The organism is Actinoplanes siamensis, assembly GCF_016862395.1.
Taxonomy (GTDB): domain Bacteria; phylum Actinomycetota; class Actinomycetes; order Mycobacteriales; family Micromonosporaceae; genus Actinoplanes; species Actinoplanes siamensis.
Map to the genome: position 1 here is coordinate 65309 of NZ_BOMW01000015.1, position 16774 is coordinate 82082.

Genomic DNA, 16774 nt, shown 5'->3' on the forward strand with positions numbered 1-16774 from the left:
CGCATGGCTGACAGGTACGCGAACTTCGCCAACTCCGGTCTGGGCCGGACCGTGGTCAAGCGTCTCGGGCTGCCCGACCCGCCCCGGTTGCGACGGTATCGTCCGGGCGACCCGGTGGCCGCCGGACCCGTGCTGCTCGGCGCGGCGCCCGGCGGACGGCTGGCCGAGCCGGTCGCCAAACTGCTGGAGAACGCCGGGGTGCGGGTCGCCGGGACGGGCGCGGCCGGCACGAAGCACGCGGCGCTGATCTTCGACGCGACCGGGATCGCCGACTCGCCGGGGCTGCGCGCGCTGTTCGACTTCTTCCATCCGTACGCCCGCGATCTGCTCCCGTCCGGCCGGGTGATCGTGCTCGGCACCCCGCCGGGGGCCACGGCGGGCCCGAAGGAGGCGACCGCGCAGCGGAGCCTCGAGGGTCTGACCCGGAGCATCGGCAAGGAGTTCGGCCGCGGTGTGACCAGCCAGCTCGTCTACGTCGAGCCGGGCGGCGAGGAGTCCGTCGAGTCGACGCTGCGGTTCCTGCTCAGCGGCCGCTCGGCCTACGTCTCCGGCCAGGTGATCCGGATCGGCGCCGGGGCCGCGCCCGCGCCGGCCGACTGGGAGAAACCGCTGGCCGGCAAGCTCGCCCTGGTCACCGGCGCGGCCCGGGGCATCGGCGCGTCGATCGCGGCGGTCCTGGCCCGGGACGGCGCCGAGGTGATCGCCCTGGACGTGCCCGGCGCCGGCGACGCCCTGGCCGACGTGGCGAACCGGGCGAAGGGCCGCGCGCTGCAACTCGATCTGACCGCCGGGGACGCGCCGTCCCGGCTCGCCGGATATCTGGCGGCCGGCCCGCACGGCGGCGTCGACATCGTGGTGCACAACGCCGGGATCACCCGGGACAGGACCATCTTCAAGATGGACGAGAGCCGCTGGGACTCGGTGATCGGGGTCAACCTGACCGCGCCCGAGCGGGTCAACGACGTGCTGCTCGATCAGGGCCTGATCAAGCCGGGCGGGCGGATCGTCGGGGTGGCCTCGATCGCCGGGATCGCCGGCAACCGCGGCCAGACCAACTACGCGACCAGCAAGGCCGGCGTGATCGGGCTGGTCCAGTCGACCGCACCGCTGCTGACCGGCCGGAACATCACGATCAACGCGGTGGCGCCCGGGTTCATCGAGACGGCGATGACCGCGAAGATGCCGATCGGCCTCCGTGAGGCCGGGCGCCGGCTGAACAGCATGTCGCAGGGCGGCCTGCCGGTCGACGTGGCCGAGACGATCGCCTGGTTGGCCTCGCCGGGTTCCGCGACGATCAGCGGGAACGTGGTGCGGGTGTGCGGCCAGAGTCTGCTGGGGGCCTGACATGGTGGCGGTCGTCGAGCTGACCGAGGGGCCGGGCACCGGCGGGGCGTACGCGAAGGCGGCGCTCGGCCTGCTGCCGGGGCGGCGCCGGGATGACGCGCTGCCCGACGTCGAGCTGGTGCGTCGCGGGGTGACTGTGGACCGGGACCACCTGGCCCGCTACGACCGGGTGTGCGGCCTGCGGCTGACCGACGCGCTGCCCGCGACGTATCCGCACGTGCTGGCGTTCCCGCTGGCCATGCGGTTGATGTCGGCGCCCGGGTTCCCGCTGCCGATGATCGGCCTGGTGCACGTGTCGAACCGGATCACGGTGCTGCGCCCGATCGACGCCGGCGTCCGTCTCGATCTCACGGTCCGCGCCGCCGGCCTGCGTGACCATCCACGTGGCAGGCAGTTCGACATGCTCGCGACCGCCTCGGCGGACGGGGTGCAGGTGTGGCGCGGGGTTTCGACGTACCTGCGGAAGACGTCGTCCGGGCCGGGCCCGGACGCACCGGATCCGCTGCCGGCCGCCGGGTCCGTCTGGCGATTGGGGCCCCGCGTGGGTACGGAGTACGCCGCCGTCTCCGGGGACCGGAATCCGATCCACACGTCGCGTCTGGGCGCCCGGCTCTTCGGGTTCCCGCGGCCGATCGCGCACGGGATGTGGACGAAGGCCCGGTGCCTGGCCGCGCTGGAGGGCCGGCTGCCGTCGGCGTACACCGTCGAGGTGGCGTTCAAGCAGCCGATCCTGCTGCCGTCAACGGTCCGTTTCACGTCGTCGCCCGCGAACGCCGGCTGCGAGTTCACGGTCCACGGCAAGCGCCCCCACCTGACCGGCACGATCACGCCCGGGTAAGCGCCCGTGTCCCCGGCGGGCGCCTGCGCCTGCCACGGCGCGATCACCCGCCGGATGAAGGCGGGCGGCGCGGGTCGCGGTTCCGGGTCAGCGATGAGGGGTGTCCCGAAGGCCCCGAGGCACCCCTCATCGCTGGCCCGGTGGGTGTGCGGCGGCTCGCGGGTCGCCGGGGTTCAGAGGTGGGCGGCGGCGAACTCGAGGGCCTTGACGTCGAAGTGCGACTTGCCGCCGTCGTGGCCGTCCCACTCGTAGACCTCGATCTGCTTCGGCCCGTTCAGCTCGTTGTAGGCCGCGAACACCCCGGACGGCGGGCACACTTCGTCCATCAGCGCGGTGGAGAGCAACGCCGGCGCGGTGACGCGGCGGGCCAGGTGCACCACGTCGAAGTGATCGAGCGTGGCGAAGGTCCGCGCGGCGCGGTCCGGGTTCGCGCGGAGGAACTCGACGATCTCCTGGAACGGGAAGCTGTCGCTGATGGTGACCGCGCGGCGGATGTCGCAGAGGAACGGGACACCGGCGATCACCGCGCGGACCCGGTCCGGGACCAGCCCGGCGGCCGCGATGGAGAGCGCGCCGCCCTGGCTCTTGCCCGTGGTGACCAGCCGGGTGGCGTCGACGCCGGGCAGCTCGGCAGCGGTCTCGACGGCGCGGGCCGCGTCGGTGAACAGGCGGCGGTAGTAGGCGGTCTCCGGGGAGCGCACGCCACGGGTGAGGTACCCGGGCGCGGCCGGGCCGGCGCCGTCCGCGTCCCGGTCGGGTGTGTCGCCGCCGCGCCAGCCGCCACCCTGGCCGCGGGTGTCCATGACCAGGTGGGCGTACCCGGCCGCGTTCCAGGCGAGCCAGTCGATCGGCAGGCCGCGGCCACCGCCGTACCCGATGAACTCCACCGCGACCGGAAGCGGACCGGGCGCGCCGGCCGGGACGTTGAGCCACGCCTTGATCGGCTGGCCGGCGAAGCCGGTGAAGGTCACGTCGTAGGTGGTGATCGCGCGCAGCGGCGTGGCGACCTCGGTGAGCCGGACGGGTTCGGCGGCGGCCCGCGCCTCGTCGAGGGTGCGTGTCCAGAAGTCGCCGAAACCGTCGGGCTCCCCGGTGGCGGAGCGGTATTCGCGCAGCTGCGGGAGGGGAAGATCAAAATGCGCCATGCCGGAGACGCTAGGCGACCGGAAGGCCCGTTCCAAGGGGGTCTGCCGACGGCCGGAGTTTCCGCGAAGCGCAAGATGGTCGCCATGTCCGGCGTGGCGCAGACCTCCCGCCCGGCGCCGCACGTCCTGGAAGCGGTGCTGGAGCGACTGACCTATGTGAACGAGGAGACCGGCTACACGGTCGCCCGGGTGGCCACCTCACGAAGTGGCGACGACCTGCTCACCGTGGTCGGCGCGCTGCTCGGCGCGCAGCCGGGGGAGAGCCTGCGGCTGTCCGGCTGGTGGACCTCGCACCCGCAGTACGGGCGCCAGTTCGAGGTGGTCTCGTACACCACGGTGCTGCCGGCGACCGTGCAGGGCATCCGCCGCTACCTGGGATCCGGCCTGGTCAAGGGCATCGGGCCGGTCTTCGCCGAGCGGATCGTGGACCACTTCGGGCTGGACACCCTGCAGATCATCGAGGAGTCGCCGGAGCGGCTGATCGAGGTGACCGGGCTGGGCCCGAAGCGGACCGCGAAGATCACCGCGGCGTGGGCCGAGCAGAAGGCGATCAAGGAGGTGATGCTGTTCCTGCAGGGGGTCGGAGTCTCCACGTCGATCGCGGTGCGGATCTACAAGAAGTACGGCGACGCGTCCATCTCGGTGGTGAAGAACAGCCCGTACCAGCTGGCCTCCGACGTCTGGGGGATCGGGTTCAAGACCGCGGACACCATCGCGCAGGCCGTCGGGATCCCGCACGACAGCCCCGAACGGGTGAAAGCGGGGCTGCAGTACACGCTTTCGCAGGCGACCGAGAACGGACACTGCTTCCTGCCGGCGCCGGAGCTGACCGCCGAAGCCTCCAAGATCCTGGAGGTGCCCGCCGGGCTCGTTCCGTCCTGCCTGGACGAGCTGGTCACCGAGGAGGGCGTGGTCCGGGAGGAGGACAACGTCTACCTGGTCCCGTTCCATCGCGCCGAGGTGTCCCTCGCCTCGTCGCTCGTCCGCCTGTTGCGTGAGAAGACCGACCGGATGCCGCACTTCGCCGGCGTCGACTGGGCCAAGGCGCTCGGCTGGCTGCACAAACGTACCGGCTCCACGCTCGCCCCGGAGCAGGAGGCGGCCGTCCGGCTCGCGCTCACCGAGAAGGTCGCGGTGCTGACCGGTGGCCCCGGCTGCGGGAAGAGCTTCACGGTCCGCTCGATCGTGGAGCTGGCCGCCGCCAAACAAGCCAAGATCCAGCTGGTCGCCCCGACCGGGCGGGCCGCCAAACGCCTCGCCGAGCTCACCGGCCACCCCGCCGCCACGGTCCACCGCCTGCTCAAACTCCAGCCCGGCGGCGACGCCAGCTACGACCGGGACAACCCGCTGGACGCGGACCTGGTGGTCGTCGACGAGTCCTCCATGCTCGACCTGATCCTGGCGAACAAGCTGGTCAAGGCGATCCCGCCGGGCGCGCACCTGCTGCTGGTCGGCGATGTCGACCAGCTCCCCTCGGTGGGCGCCGGCGAGGTGCTGCGCGACCTGCTGGCCGCCGACGTCATCCCGCGCGTACGCCTCACCCAGATCTTCCGGCAGGCGGCGGAGAGCGGCGTGGTCACCAACGCGCACCGGGTCAACCAGGGCCGCCCGCCGCTGCTGGACGGCATGCGCGACTTCTTCCTGTTCCCGTGCGACGACACGGAGGCGACCGCGGGGCTCACCGTCGACGTCGCGTGCACCCGGATCCCCCGGAAATTCGGCCTCGACCCGCGCCGCGACGTGCAGATCCTCACGCCGATGCACCGCGGCCCGGCCGGCGCCGGCGCGCTCAACACGCTGCTGCAGCAGCAGCTCACGCCGGGCCGGGAGGGGCTGCCGGAGCGCCGGGTCGGAGGGCGGGTGTTCCGGGTGGGCGACAAGGTCACCCAGATCAGGAACAACTACGACAAGGGGGCGGCGGGCGTCTTCAACGGCACGGTCGGCGTCGTGACCGGGCTGTCGCCCGAGGAGCAGACCCTGACGGTACGCACGGACGAGGACGAACTGATCGAGTACGACTTCGACGAGTTGGACGAGCTGGCACACGCCTACGCGATCACCATCCACCGCTCCCAGGGCTCGGAGTACCCGGCCGTGGTGATCCCGCTGACCACCAGCGCGTGGATGATGCTGCAGCGGAACCTGCTCTACACCGCGATCACCCGTGCGAAGAGGCTGGTCGTGCTGGTCGGCTCGCGCCGGGCGCTGGCCGCAGCGGTCCGCACGGTCAGCGCCGGCCGTCGCCACACCGCCCTCGCCGACCGGCTCCGTTGAGGCCTGCCTCGCGGATCAGGCGAGGCGGGCCCTAGCATTCCGCGGGCGACGGCGACGGCAGAATCGAATTATTCGGTACGGACGTCAGCGGCCACAGGACTCCCGGTCAGACAATTACGGTGAACACGGTGAGCCCGGGTGGAAAGCGGTGCCGCCGCCGGAAAATAGTCTTTCCCCGTTCCGTCTCCATGCGACTCAACGGGGGTTCCACAATGTCTCGCCGAACGACCGCGGCCCTGGCCGCACTCGCCGCACTGGGCGTCCCCACGCCGGCCCGGGCCGCCCCGGCGCCCGCACCGGCCGAGATGATGACGATCGACGTGGTCAACGCGATCGGCTCCGGCTGCCCGGACAGGAGTTCCCGGATCGCGGTCTCGCCGGACAACACCGCGTTCACCGTCACCTACGCGAATTACACCGCGCGGGTCGGCCCGGAATCCGATCCACTCGATTTCCGGAAGAACTGCCAGATCGCGCTGGACGTCAAGGTGCCCTCCGGTTTCACGTTCGCTGTCGCCGGGGCCGACTATCGCGGATATGCGAGCCTGGCCCGTGGCGCGTGGGCCCAGGAATCCGCGAACTACTATTTCCAGGGCCACGCCCAGACCACCCGGATCGAGCACGACTTCCGCGGACCCTACGACGACGTCTGGCAGCGCGGCGACCGGGTCGGGATCGGCTCGCTGAGCTACCTGCCCTGCGGCGAGCGCCGCTTCCTCAACATCAACACCGATCTGCGGGTGAACCGCGGCACGTCCGACGCGCGCAAGCTCACCAGCTTCATCTCGATGGACTCCACCGACGCGGCCATCAACACGGTGTACCGGGTCGCCTGGAAGAGATGCTGACCGCGTTCAGTTGTCGAACGCCGCCCACCGGCTCTCGGTGGGCGGCCGCGGCCCGGCCGCGTCCGGGGCCGTGGCGGGGAGCCCGGACGGGCCCGGGGCCGGCGAGCCCGGCGCGGCGGGGTCCGGGGCCGCCGTGGAAAGCCCGGCCGGGGCCGGCACGGCCGGTGGCTGCTGCCCGGCGCGGTGGGCGAAGAACGAGGCCAGCGCCGTGGTGATCGGGACCGCGGCGATCAGGCCGATCGTGCCGACCGCGCTGCGCACCAGCTCCTGGGCGATCAGCTGGCCGGTGAGCAGCTCGCCGACCGGGGTGCCGCCGGTGGCGAAGAGCAGCATCAGCGGTAGCGACGCGCCGGCGTACGCCAGGACGATCGTGTTGATCACCGAGGCGATGTGGGCGCGGCCGATCCTGGTGGCGGCGCCGTAGAGGCGGCGGAAGCCGTAGGCCGGGTTCGCCGCGGCCAGCTCGGTCACCGTGGCGGACTGGGTGACCGTCACGTCGTCCAGCACGCCGAGCGAGCCGATCACGATGCTGGCCAGCAGCAGGCCCTGCATGTTGACCTCGCCCTGAGTGATCGACAGGAAGTTCGAGGTGTCGTCGGCCACGCCGGTCAGGTGCGCCGCGGCGACGCTGATCTCGGCCAGCACGGTGGTGATGATCAGGCTGGCCAGGGTGCCGGCCACCGCGATCGTGGTGGTGAGGTTCAGGCCGTGCGTCAGGTACAGCACGGTCAGCATGATCGCGGCCGCGCCGACCACCGCGACGAGCATCGGGGACCGGCCGTCCAGGATCGACGGGACGATGAAGAACAGCAGCACGCCGAACGTGACAGCGAGCCCGGCCAGCGCGGTCAGCCCCCGCCAGCGGCCGAACGCGATCACGGCGAGGGCGAACGCGACGCCGAGCAGCCACAGCTCGCGGGAGCGCTGGTGGTCGGAGATCGACCAGGAGAGCCCGCCGGTCAGGTTCTCCAGGCCCATCACGATCACCCGGTCGCCGGGCTTGATCTCCGGGGCGCCCGGGCCGTACGGCAGCTCGGTCTCGACCACCTCGCCGCCGGCCAGCTCGACGGTGGCGGTGCCGCAGCCGGTGGGCTGTTCCTCACCGGCCGGGACCGGCGCGCACTCGCCGTGGGTGACCGCCTGCACCACGGCCTTGGCCTGCTTCGGGCCGTCCGCGGGGTCGGCCTCGGGGGCGTCGCGCGGCCAGAGCAGGAGCATGCCGAGCGCGGTCAGCAGCACGGCCGGGATCAGCAGCAGCAGCGTGAGACGCCGGGCCTTCGGAAGCGGGGAGCCGCCGTGCGAGTGGCTGTGGTGATGCGGTGCGGGCATTGCCGAACGGTACCCGCTGGGCACCAGAGGCCTCTCCGGGTGCGTGAGGGATCTCCAGCCGGGTGCCGGCGGCTGGCGGCCGGGGGTCTCGGCGTGGGTGAGGCACCCCTGGCTGCCGGCCGAGTGCCGGGGGCTGGGCGTCAGGGGTCTGTCGGGGTGTGCGAGGCGTCCCGGGAAGCCGGCCGGCGATCGGCGGCGGTACGGCCGAAGACCAGCCAGAAGTCGGTGACGGCCAGGTTCAGGACGGGGCGGCGGCCGGCCAGATGGGCGAGCGGCCCGGCCGGATCCGGACGCCACACGGCATGTGTCGTACGCAGACCGCCGCGACCTCGCACCGGGGTCCGCTTGACCTGCCCACCCAGCTCCTGCGCGACCTGCAAGCCCAGCGGGAAGCGGCCCGGCAGCCGCCGCCTCAGCCGGATCAGCGTGGACCCGATCGGCGCTCCGTCCGGGGTCGCCGCCGTCGCGTCCACCAGGTCGTCGTCCCCGTCGAGGGTGAACTCGGCCAGCTCCTTGGGAATGCCCCAGAGCCGCCGCCCGCCCTCCCGGGAGGCCACGCTGTCCACCCAGATGCCGGTGATGCTGACCCGCGGCCGCGCGCGTTCGCGCACCAGCACCGCGGTGAGCAGTTCCCGGTAGTGCAGGACGCCGCCCGGCTGGTAGTCGACCCAGGCCGCGCCGACCGCGGCCCGGCCCCCGAACGACAACGGCCGTGCCGCCGCGCCCAGGACCTCGGGCAGTGGCGGCACGGCGCGCATCGGGACCAGGAAGACCGAGAGGTACATCTGTCCGCGCAGGTGCCAGGGCTCAGGCGGGTACATCCCCCAAGGTTGGCATCGATGGCTCAGTAACGGAAGCGCGACACCACGCTCTGCAACTGGGCCGAGGTCGCGGTGAGCTCTTCGGCCGCCCGCCGGGTGTCGCCCACCGTGTCGGTGGTGCGCCGGGTCGCCTCGGACACCCCGGTGATGGTCGCGGCGATGTCGCCGGCGCCGCCGGCCGCCTCGGTGAGCGTCCGGTTCATCTCCTGGGTGGTGGCGGTCTGCTCCTCGACGGCCGAGGCGATGGTCAGCTGCAGGCCGTTGATCCGCTCGATGATCTCGCTGATCTCCTCGATCGCGCTGACCGCGCCGCTGGTGTCGGCCTGGATCGACTGCACCCGCTGGGAGATGTCCTCGGTCGCCTTGGCGGTCTCCTGCGCCAGGTCCTTGACCTCGCCGGCGACGACCGCGAAGCCCTTGCCGAGCTCACCGGCGCGGGCCGCCTCGATGGTGGCGTTGAGAGCGAGCAGGTTGGTCTGCTCGGCGATGCTGGTGATCACCTTGACCACGGTGGCGATCTCCGCGGACGACTCGCCGAGCCGGGCCACGATCTGGTTGGTGGCCGCGGCCGCCTGCACCGCCTGCTCCACCACCTGGGTGGCCTCCGAGGTGGAGACGCTGATGTCGCGGATCGCCGAACCCATCTCCTGGGCGCCGGCCGACACGAACTGCAGGTTGTGCGAGACCGAGTCGGCGGCCGCGGAGACCGTGCCGGCCTGCGCGGAGGCCTCGGTGGCGGCCGCGTCGACGGCGGTGGAGACCGAGGTCAGCTGACCGGCCGCGTGCTGCAGGGTGGTGGCGCTGCCGGCCAGCTGGACCACGTCCTCACGGAGCCGGGCGATACCGGAGTCCAGCGCGGCGGCCATCCGGCCGACCTCGTCCCGGGTGGTGACGCCGGAGGTGCGGGTCAGGTCGCCCTCGGCGAGGCCCTCGGCCAGCCGGGAGACGCCCCGGACGGCGTTGCGCACGCTGTTCGCCACCCGCAACCCGATCAGCAGGCTGAGCAGCACCCCGGCGGCGAGCACCGCGGCGATCGTCCAGGTCGCCCGGGTGGCGGTGGCGCTCGCGGCGGAGATCTGCTCCTCGGCCAGCTTCTCGGCCTGGGCCTGCAGCGCGGCCGCGTCGTCGATGAGCGCGCCGTGCAGCTCGTTGTAGTCGATCAAGGCCTGGTCCAGCTCGGCCTCGCTGGCCTTGCTCAGGTCCTCGCCGGAGAAGCGGAGGTAGGCGGTCCAGTCCTTCTGCGCCTTGGCCACCGTGTCGTCGCCGGGCAGCGTCCGGGCCAGGTCCTGGAGGGCGTCGTCGACGGCCTTCTTGCTGACCGTCATGCCGGCCGCGATCTCCTTGGCCAGGGTGGGGTAGAGCTGCAGCGCTGCGCCGCTGCCGGCGTACGATTCGATGTTCTTGCCGAGCGACGCGACCGAGGTCTCGATCGCGATCGAGTGCCGCTGGGCGTCGGCCGCTTTCTGGTTCAGGTCGTGCACCTGGTAGATCGCCAAGCCGCCCACCACCAGGCCGCCGATCGTCGCGGCCAGCGCCGCCGCACTGATCTTCGTCCGCAGAGAGCGGTCGTCGAACGCCCCACTCAAGCCCATCGCCGAACCTCTCGTCGCCCTGTCTGACGCCGGGTCAATCGGCATGCCGGGGGTGGGCTTGAGAAACCTCCGCCAGCGCTGCGAAGAACAAACCTGTCGAGGCGGCGCCCGGGTCCTGGTGGCCGATGCTGCGCTCACCGAGGTAGGAGGCCCGGCCCTTGCGCGCCCGCATCGGCACGGTGGCCTCGGCGCCGGCCCGCGCCGCCCCGGCCGCCGCCTGGGCCGCCGCCCCCAGGCCCGCGCCCCCGGCCACGGCTGTCTCGAAGGCGTCGAGGGCCGGGGCGTACGCGTCGACCATGGTCTTGTCCCCCGGCGCCGCGCCGCCCAGCCGGCGCACCGCCGCCAGGCCCGCGTGCAGTGCCGCGGCCAGCTCGGCCGGCTCGACCGTGGGCGTCGCCGGCAGCGCCTTGCCGGCGGCGCGCAGCGCGGTGCCGTAGAGCGGGCCGGACGCGCCGCCCACCCGGGACATCAGCGTGGTGCCGGCCTTGACCAGCACCTCGGACACGGTCTGTGGTGGTGACTCGGTCAGGGCGGCGACCACGGCGGTGAACCCGCGGTGCAGGTTCGCACCGTGGTCGCCGTCGCCGATCGCGGTGTCGAGCTCGGTGAGCCGGCCGGCCCCGGCGGCCACCGCCGCGGCGGCGGCGCGCATCCAGTCACCGGCGAGCGCGGCGTCCACGGGTCAGGCCCCCCAGCGCAGTCCGGGGGTACGCACCGGCGCGTCCCACAGGCGGATCATCTCGTCGCCGGCCTGGCACAGCGTCAGCGACATGCCGGCCATGTCCAGGCTGGTCACGTAGTTGCCGACGAGCTGGCGGGCGATCCGGACACCGCGCTGCGCCAAGTACGCCGCGACCTCGCCGAAGACCAGGTACAGCTCGATCAGCGGAGTCCCGCCCAGCCCGTTGACCAGCACGATCACCGGGCCGGGGAACGGCTTGGCGGCCAGGATCGCGTCCAGGCCGGAGCGGACCAGGTCCTTCGCCGGGCGCATCGGCTCGCGGCGGCGGCCCGGCTCGCCGTGGATCCCGACGCCGGCCTCGATCTCGTCCTCCGGCAGCTCGAACCCGGGCCGGCCGGCCGCCGGGGTGGTGCCGGCGCGCAACGCGTACGCGAAGGATCCGGAACTGGTGTTGACCTCCTGTCCGATCGCGGCGACCTCGGCCAGCCCGCCGCCCTCCTCGGCGCGTGCTCCGGCGATCTTCTCGACCAGCAGGGTGGCGCCGGTGCCGCGGCGCCCGGCCGTCCACGTCGAGTCCTCCACCGCGACGTCGTCGTCGACGAGCACGGTCCGCACGCTGATCCCCTCGTCGGCGGCCAGCTCCGCGGCGAGCTGGAAGTTCATCACGTCGCCCGTGTAGTTCTTGACGACGTGCACCACGCCGGCGCCGCCGTCGGCGGCTCTGGTGGCGGCCAGGATCTGGTCCGGCACCGGAGAGGTGAAGATCTCGCCGGGGCAGGCGGCGTCGAGCATGCCGGGGCCGACGAAACCGCCGTGCAGCGGCTCGTGCCCGGACCCGCCGCCGGAGACCAGGCCCACCTTGCCGGGGCGGGGTCCGGCGGCGCGGGTGATGAACCGCTCCGCGACGTCCACCCGCAGCTCCGGGTGCGCGGCGGCGACCCCGGCGAGGGCCTGGGCCACCACGTCGGCGGGATCGTTCATGAACTTCTTCACGGCCGGCTCCTTCCGTGCGGTGCTCGAGGTGTCACCCAGTGCATCCTCGCGCGGTCTACAGTCGAGATCCATGGGGCTCGTGGGAATAGTGCTGGTTTCGCATTCCGAGCGGTTGGCGTCCGGCCTGCGGGACCTGTTGCGGCAGGTGGCGACCGACGACGTGCCGATCGCTGCGGCCGGCGGCACCGACGGGGGTGAGCTGGGCACCAGTTTCGCCAGGATCGCGGCCGCGATCCGGAGCGCCGACGCCGGCGCCGGGGTGGTGGTCCTGGCCGATCTGGGCAGCGCGGTGCTGACCGCCCGCGCGGTCCTGGCGGAGGCGCCGGGCCCGCTGCTGGTGGACGCGCCGTTCGTGGAGGGCGCGGTCGCGGCCGCGGTGGCCGCGTCGACCGGCGCCGATCTGGCAGCGGTGGCCGGGGCCGCCGGGGAGGCCCGTGATGTCGCCAAGTTCTGAGGTCGAGGTGGTGCTGCCGGCGGCGTTGCACGCGCGCCCGGCCGGCGCGGTGGTCCGGGCCGCCGCCGGTTTCCGGGCGACGGTGGAGGTACGCCACGGGCAGCGCGCCGCCACGGCCGCGAGCGCCCTGAGACTGATGTCGCTGGGCGCGGGCGCCGGCGCCACTGTTGTCGTGCGGGCCACCGGCGACGACGCGACGGCCGCCGCGGAAGCCGTCGCCCGCGCCCTCGGCGAGGCCACGTAGGTTCGGACGGCACCCTATGTAGAGATTCTGCTAGGGTGGCCGCATGATCAAGCCGATCCGGGCCACCACCGCGGTAGCCAAGGTGCTGGCCGCGTTCCTGGAAGACCCGGCCGCCGAGCGGTACGGGCTCGACCTCATGCGCGACAGCGGCTATCCGAGCGGCACCCTCTACCCGATCCTCACCCGCCTGGAGAAGGCCCGCTGGATCGAGGCGCAGTGGGAGGACCTCGACCCCGCGGTGGCCGGCCGCCCGCCCCGCAAGTACTACCGGCTCACCGCGGACGGCGCGACCGCCGCGCGCGCCGAGCTGGCCGAGCTGAACCGGCAGCTCACCCGCGGCCTGGGCGGGCTTCGAGAGACGAGGACGACATGAGGCGGTGGACCGGCTGGGCGCTGCGGGCCGCGGCCCGTCGCTGGCCCTCTGGCGTACGCGCGGAGATGCTCCGCGAGTGGCAGGCCGAGATCGCCTACCTGGAGACCGAGCCGGGCACCGCGTGGCTGCGGCTGCGGTTCGTGCTCAGCCTGCTCGCGTCCCCGCCGGTGCGGGACCCGGACGGGGTGCCGCGCGGCTGGCGCGAGGCGGCCCCGGGGCTGGGCGCGGCCGGGGCGTTGATGCTGTCCGGCGTCGCCGGGATGGCGGTGCAGCGGCTCGCCACGCTGTTCGAGCCGGCTCTTCGCCCGCTGCTCGGTCTCGGCCCCGAGGCCGTCCTCGACGGCTGGCGCGGCTACCTGGTGCCGACCGGGGCGCTGGCGCTCTGGGGGCTGCTCACCGGATGGCTCACCGGGCGGCGCCTGCCGTTCGGCCGGGACGGGCGCCTCGGGACGTGGGGGCCGGCGGTGCTCGCCCCGGTCGCGCTGATCCCGGCGTTCCTGCTGCTGGCGGCGCCGGCGCTGGCGCCCGGACTGGATCTGGGGGCGGCGCCGTGGCTGTCCCCGGCGACGATCGGGGTGGCGGCGCTGACCGTGCCGGTGTGGACCGCCGTGATCGCCGTCCTGGGCAGGTGGGGATGGGCCGGGGTGGCGCTGGGTGTCGCCGGGGCGCCGGCCGGCGCGCTGCTCGCGGTGATGACCGGTGCGCTGACCCTGGGGGTGTGGCCGGCGCGGGTGTGGTCCGCGGCGCTCGGGAACGACCAGTGGAGCGACGTGTCGTTCCTCGGGCACTGGGTGTGGGTTCTCACCGCGTACGGCTGGATGGCTCTGATCCACACCGCGAGCGGCCGGACGGCCCGGCCGCGGCCGGAAGCGCGGCGGACCTCGGGGACGGCGGCGGTGCTGCCCCGGGCGGCGCTCGCCGCGGGCGCCGCCTGCCTGGTGCTGGCCGTGGTGGCGTGGGCCTACGTGGTCACCGTGCTGAGCCCGGCGATGGACGACATGTCAGCGGTCGCGCCGATGCCCGGCGGGGACGGCGAGATTTACCTGTGGGTGGCCGAGCTGCGCTGGGGCGCGGTGCTGCTCGCGGCCCTGGGTCTGCTGGTGGCGCGGGCCGACCGGCGCGGCGGTGGGCTGTCCGCGCTGCTCCTGGCGGCCGGGCTGCTGGCCGGGGAGGCGGTGCTGCTGCGGGCCGGGCTCACCGGGGTGGCCTGGTCGCGGGTGGCGCTGCTGGTGGCGGCCGCGCTGATCGCCGGGAGCTGGCTGATCGGCCGCGGCCCGGTGACGGCGGCCACGGCGCGGCGGCGGGTGACCACGGCGGCGGTGGGCGGGGCGATCTGCGGGCCGCTGCTGTTCCTGCAGGGCACGCCGGCGGAGAACCATCCGTTCATGCCGGCCGGGCTGCCGGTGACCACGGCCGGCCTGGCGGTCGGCGGGGCCCTGCTGGCCGCGGTGCTCGCGGTGGCGTACCGGCGGCCGCACCCGGTGGCGGGCGCGGTGCTCGTCGCGGCGCCGGTGGCGGTGCTGCTGTGGTACGGGCGGTACCTGAGCAACGGGGTGGACGCGTCGTTGTCCCAGCCCGGGGTGCTGGCCGGAGGGCCACTGGCGGTCGTGGCGGGACTGCTGATCGTGCGGCCGGCGTGGTCGCGGGGCGGGAAGGGGGCGGCGCTCGGGACCGGGGCGGCGCTGGCCGGCGTGCCGGTCACGGTGCTGCTGGCGTTGGCCGGGATGGGCTCGTCGTTGCTGTCGTCGGCGCTGTTCGTGCTGGACGGTACGTCGTACCCGGCGGACGGGCTGTCGTTCCTGCCCGGGGTGGCGACGTTGGTGCTGCCGGCGGCGGCGCTGCTCGCCCAGCACGGCGATCCGGGCCGGCCGATTCCTCAACCCGGCGGTCCGGATACCGACGGAAGTGGGACCGTCGTACCGGAGGAACCCCCATGCAGCCGACCCCCCGTCGTGCCCTACGGCTGACCGCAGCCCTCGCCTCGGCCGGTGTCCTGGCCGGGTGCGGGGCGCTCACCACGGGCACCGCCGCGGTGGCCCCCGACCCGACCGCGACGCCCGGCCCCACGAGCACGTTCGTACAGACCCCGGCGGCGCCGAGCAGCGCCGCCCCGGGCCTGGCGAACACCGGCTCGAACCTGCCAGTGGTCGTCGCCTCGCTGATCAGGTACGGCCAGTGGCTGATCGCCAACCCGGACCCGGACAAGGTCGCCAACGTCGCCGCCCCCGGGTGCGCGGCCGCCAACGACCTGCTCCGGCAGACCCGGTCGCTGGTGGCCCAGGGGGCCTACGTGACCACCCGGGCCCCGGTGGTGACCGGGGTGCGGTGGCCGTCCCCGTCGGCCGGCACGACGCCGCTCGGCGACCAGGCGGTGATCAGCATCCAGGTGAGCCGGCCGGCCGAGGCGCTGAGCCTGCGTAGCACCGGGAAGCAGACGCAGGTGATCTCCTACCTGCCGGCGTTGCCGGCGACCACGGCGCAGATCTCGCTGCTCCGCGGGACCGACAAGAAGTGGCGGTTCTGCGAGGTCGACATGGCCGACAGCGGCGTCGCGGACTCGATCTCGGCGCTGCTCTGAGGCGGTCGCACGACAACCGGGCCACGCACCGCGAGGTGCGTGGCCCGGTGCCGCCGGACTGTCAGATCAGCTCGCGCAGGATCGTCACGGCGAAGAACACCACGATGAACGACAGGTCGATGGACAGGCCGCCGGCCCGCAGCGGCGGGAGCACCCGGCGGACCGGCGCCAGGATCGGCTCGGTGACCGCGAAGACGCCGCCGGCCAGCCGGGAGCGGAACGAGCCGGGCACCGCCGGGCCGGCCAGCACCGCGCTCCAGTCCAGCACTGCCCGCGCGATCAGCAGGAACTGAACGAGCAGCAGAGCCAGGCCGACGATGCCGAGAAGACCCATCTCTTACCTCCGGGTGCGCTGACGGGTGCGATGGTGTGCACCCACTGTGACGCTCCTGGTTGTGAACCAGCTGAAGGCCGGCTGTCAGTTGAAGAAGTCCGGGTGCGGGCCGGTCCGGCCGTCGCTCTCCAGCGCGTCGATCGCGCTCACCTGCTCCGCGGAGAGCTCGAAGTCGAACAGGTCCAGGTTCTCCCGGATCCGCGACGGGGTCGCCGACTTCGGGATGATCACCCGGCCCTGCTGCAGGTGCCAGCGCAGCACCACCTGCGCCGGGGTGCGGCCGAGCTCCTGGGCGATCCCGGTCACCGCCGGGTCGTCCAGCACGCCGGCCTGGGCCAGCGGGCTCCACGCCTCGGTCACCACGCCCAGCTCGCGGTTCGCCTCCTGGGCGTCGCGCTGCTGCAGCGCCGGGTGCACCTCGATCTGGTTCACCGCGGGGATCGTCCCGCCCAGCCCGGCCACCGCGCGCAGGTGCTCGGGCAGGAAGTTGGAGACGCCGATCGCCCGGACCCGGCCCTCGGCGTAGATCTTCTCCAGCGCCCGCCAGGTGTCCAGGTACTTCTCGTGCTTCGGGGTCGGCCAGTGGATCAGGTAGAGGTCGAGCTGCTCCAGCCCGAGCCGGCCCAGGCTGGCGTCGAACGCGCGCAGCGTGCTGTCGTATCCCTGGTCGCTGTTCCACAGCTTGGTGGTGATGAACAGCTCGTCGCGCGGGATTCCGGAGGCCTTCAGCGCGGCCCCGACGCCTGTCTCGTTGCCGTACGCCGACGCGGTGTCGATGCTGCGATAGCCGGCCTGCAGGGCGGCGCTGACCGCCTCGGTGGTCTCGGCCTCCGGAATCTGGAACACGCCGTAACCGACCTGCGGCATGGCGATGCCGTTGTTGAGCTCGATCGTGGGTATGACGGGCATGGAGTCCCCCTGAAGT

General features: G+C 73.5%; 17 protein-coding genes. 9 read left to right on the forward strand and 8 right to left on the reverse strand.

Annotated elements, in window-relative coordinates:
* Positions 1–3: 3 nt before the first annotated feature.
* Positions 4–1344 carry a 3-oxoacyl-ACP reductase gene (locus Asi03nite_RS07650; RefSeq protein ID WP_203677719.1) on the forward strand — a complete coding sequence of 447 codons (1341 nt, stop codon included), beginning with the start codon at positions 4–6 and terminating at the stop codon, positions 1342–1344.
* A 1-nt stretch (position 1345) separates the two neighbouring features.
* Positions 1346–2182, forward strand: a complete 837-nt coding sequence (locus Asi03nite_RS07655; protein WP_203677720.1) for a MaoC/PaaZ C-terminal domain-containing protein — start codon at positions 1346–1348, stop codon at positions 2180–2182.
* A 173-nt stretch (positions 2183–2355) separates the two neighbouring features.
* On the opposite strand, the gene Asi03nite_RS07660 is transcribed toward Asi03nite_RS07655, so the two are convergent.
* Positions 2356–3327, reverse strand: a complete 972-nt coding sequence (locus Asi03nite_RS07660; protein ID WP_203677721.1) for an acetylxylan esterase — start codon at positions 3325–3327, stop codon at positions 2356–2358.
* An 84-nt stretch (positions 3328–3411) separates the two neighbouring features.
* Between Asi03nite_RS07660 and recD2 the strand changes: the two genes are divergently transcribed.
* Together recD2 and Asi03nite_RS07670 are read left to right on the forward strand one after the other, a co-directional pair.
* Entirely contained in the window at positions 3412–5601 is a 2190-nt protein-coding gene (gene recD2, locus Asi03nite_RS07665; RefSeq protein WP_203677722.1) for an SF1B family DNA helicase RecD2, read from the forward strand.
* A gap of 212 nt (positions 5602–5813) precedes the next feature.
* Complete coding sequence (locus Asi03nite_RS07670; protein WP_203677723.1) at positions 5814–6449, forward strand: DUF4360 domain-containing protein; 636 nt, start codon at positions 5814–5816, stop codon at positions 6447–6449.
* 6 nt (positions 6450–6455) lie between these two features.
* Here Asi03nite_RS07670 and Asi03nite_RS07675 read toward each other — a convergent pair whose 3' ends face one another.
* The 5 genes from Asi03nite_RS07675 to dhaK all read right to left on the reverse strand — a co-directional run bounded on the left by Asi03nite_RS07675 (position 6456) and on the right by dhaK (position 11866).
* Positions 6456–7778 carry a YibE/F family protein gene (locus Asi03nite_RS07675; RefSeq protein WP_203677724.1) on the reverse strand — a complete coding sequence of 441 codons (1323 nt, stop codon included), beginning with the start codon at positions 7776–7778 and terminating at the stop codon, positions 6456–6458.
* 140 nt (positions 7779–7918) lie between these two features.
* The gene (locus tag Asi03nite_RS07680) at positions 7919–8599 is read right to left on the reverse strand and encodes an acetoacetate decarboxylase family protein (protein WP_203677725.1); all 681 of its coding nucleotides are present in this window, start codon (positions 8597–8599) and stop codon (positions 7919–7921) included.
* Positions 8600–8622: 23 nt separating this feature from the next.
* A complete protein-coding gene (locus tag Asi03nite_RS07685) occupies positions 8623–10191 on the reverse strand; it encodes a methyl-accepting chemotaxis protein (RefSeq protein ID WP_203677726.1) in 1569 nt (522 codons plus the stop codon).
* A gap of 34 nt (positions 10192–10225) precedes the next feature.
* Positions 10226–10870 carry a dihydroxyacetone kinase subunit DhaL gene (gene dhaL / locus Asi03nite_RS07690; protein ID WP_203677727.1) on the reverse strand — a complete coding sequence of 215 codons (645 nt, stop codon included), beginning with the start codon at positions 10868–10870 and terminating at the stop codon, positions 10226–10228.
* 3 nt (positions 10871–10873) lie between these two features.
* Positions 10874–11866, reverse strand: a complete 993-nt coding sequence (dhaK, locus tag Asi03nite_RS07695) for a dihydroxyacetone kinase subunit DhaK (protein WP_203677728.1) — start codon at positions 11864–11866, stop codon at positions 10874–10876.
* A gap of 70 nt (positions 11867–11936) precedes the next feature.
* Between dhaK and dhaM the strand changes: the two genes are divergently transcribed.
* The 5 genes from dhaM to Asi03nite_RS07720 are packed head-to-tail and all read left to right on the forward strand — an operon-like array spanning position 11937 to position 15515.
* A complete protein-coding gene (dhaM, locus tag Asi03nite_RS07700; protein WP_203677729.1) occupies positions 11937–12320 on the forward strand; it encodes a dihydroxyacetone kinase phosphoryl donor subunit DhaM in 384 nt (127 codons plus the stop codon).
* Positions 12304–12564: an HPr family phosphocarrier protein gene (locus Asi03nite_RS07705; RefSeq protein WP_203677730.1), complete on the forward strand. Its 261-nt coding sequence runs from the start codon at positions 12304–12306 to the stop codon at positions 12562–12564. Before dhaM ends, Asi03nite_RS07705 begins: the two co-directional genes overlap by 17 nt.
* Positions 12565–12607: 43 nt before the next feature.
* Complete coding sequence (locus tag Asi03nite_RS07710; RefSeq protein ID WP_203677731.1) at positions 12608–12937, forward strand: PadR family transcriptional regulator; 330 nt, start codon at positions 12608–12610, stop codon at positions 12935–12937.
* Entirely contained in the window at positions 12934–14904 is a 1971-nt protein-coding gene (locus tag Asi03nite_RS07715) for a hypothetical protein (protein WP_203677732.1), read from the forward strand. Before Asi03nite_RS07710 ends, Asi03nite_RS07715 begins: the two co-directional genes overlap by 4 nt.
* On the forward strand, positions 14871–15515 hold the full coding sequence (locus Asi03nite_RS07720) for a hypothetical protein (RefSeq protein WP_203677733.1): 645 nt from the start codon (positions 14871–14873) through the stop codon (positions 15513–15515). Before Asi03nite_RS07715 ends, Asi03nite_RS07720 begins: the two co-directional genes overlap by 34 nt.
* Before the next feature lie 61 nt (positions 15516–15576).
* Here Asi03nite_RS07720 and Asi03nite_RS07725 read toward each other — a convergent pair whose 3' ends face one another.
* Together Asi03nite_RS07725 and Asi03nite_RS07730 are read right to left on the reverse strand one after the other, a co-directional pair.
* The gene (locus tag Asi03nite_RS07725) at positions 15577–15849 is read right to left on the reverse strand and encodes a YggT family protein (RefSeq protein ID WP_203677734.1); all 273 of its coding nucleotides are present in this window, start codon (positions 15847–15849) and stop codon (positions 15577–15579) included.
* Positions 15850–15933: 84 nt separating this feature from the next.
* Entirely contained in the window at positions 15934–16758 is an 825-nt protein-coding gene (locus Asi03nite_RS07730; RefSeq protein ID WP_203677735.1) for an aldo/keto reductase, read from the reverse strand.
* Between the last annotated feature and the right edge of the window lie 16 nt (positions 16759–16774).

What these genes read in the sequence shown, in the direction of transcription:
- Asi03nite_RS07650 (WP_203677719.1), top strand. Translation starts at nt 4, where the DNA reads ATGGCTGACAGGTACGCGAACTTCGCCAACTCCGGTCTGGGCCGGACC.
- Asi03nite_RS07655 (WP_203677720.1), top strand. Translation starts at nt 1,346, where the DNA reads ATGGTGGCGGTCGTCGAGCTGACCGAGGGGCCGGGCACCGGCGGGGCG.
- Asi03nite_RS07660 (WP_203677721.1), bottom strand. Translation starts at nt 3,327, where the DNA reads ATGGCGCATTTTGATCTTCCCCTCCCGCAGCTGCGCGAATACCGCTCC.
- recD2 (WP_203677722.1), top strand. Translation starts at nt 3,412, where the DNA reads ATGTCCGGCGTGGCGCAGACCTCCCGCCCGGCGCCGCACGTCCTGGAA.
- Asi03nite_RS07670 (WP_203677723.1), top strand. Translation starts at nt 5,814, where the DNA reads ATGTCTCGCCGAACGACCGCGGCCCTGGCCGCACTCGCCGCACTGGGC.
- Asi03nite_RS07675 (WP_203677724.1), bottom strand. Translation starts at nt 7,778, where the DNA reads ATGCCCGCACCGCATCACCACAGCCACTCGCACGGCGGCTCCCCGCTT.
- Asi03nite_RS07680 (WP_203677725.1), bottom strand. Translation starts at nt 8,599, where the DNA reads ATGTACCCGCCTGAGCCCTGGCACCTGCGCGGACAGATGTACCTCTCG.
- Asi03nite_RS07685 (WP_203677726.1), bottom strand. Translation starts at nt 10,191, where the DNA reads ATGGGCTTGAGTGGGGCGTTCGACGACCGCTCTCTGCGGACGAAGATC.
- dhaM (WP_203677729.1), top strand. Translation starts at nt 11,937, where the DNA reads ATGGGGCTCGTGGGAATAGTGCTGGTTTCGCATTCCGAGCGGTTGGCG.
- Asi03nite_RS07705 (WP_203677730.1), top strand. Translation starts at nt 12,304, where the DNA reads ATGTCGCCAAGTTCTGAGGTCGAGGTGGTGCTGCCGGCGGCGTTGCAC.
- Asi03nite_RS07710 (WP_203677731.1), top strand. Translation starts at nt 12,608, where the DNA reads ATGATCAAGCCGATCCGGGCCACCACCGCGGTAGCCAAGGTGCTGGCC.
- Asi03nite_RS07715 (WP_203677732.1), top strand. Translation starts at nt 12,934, where the DNA reads ATGAGGCGGTGGACCGGCTGGGCGCTGCGGGCCGCGGCCCGTCGCTGG.
- Asi03nite_RS07720 (WP_203677733.1), top strand. Translation starts at nt 14,871, where the DNA reads ATGCAGCCGACCCCCCGTCGTGCCCTACGGCTGACCGCAGCCCTCGCC.
- Asi03nite_RS07725 (WP_203677734.1), bottom strand. Translation starts at nt 15,849, where the DNA reads ATGGGTCTTCTCGGCATCGTCGGCCTGGCTCTGCTGCTCGTTCAGTTC.
- Asi03nite_RS07730 (WP_203677735.1), bottom strand. Translation starts at nt 16,758, where the DNA reads ATGCCCGTCATACCCACGATCGAGCTCAACAACGGCATCGCCATGCCG.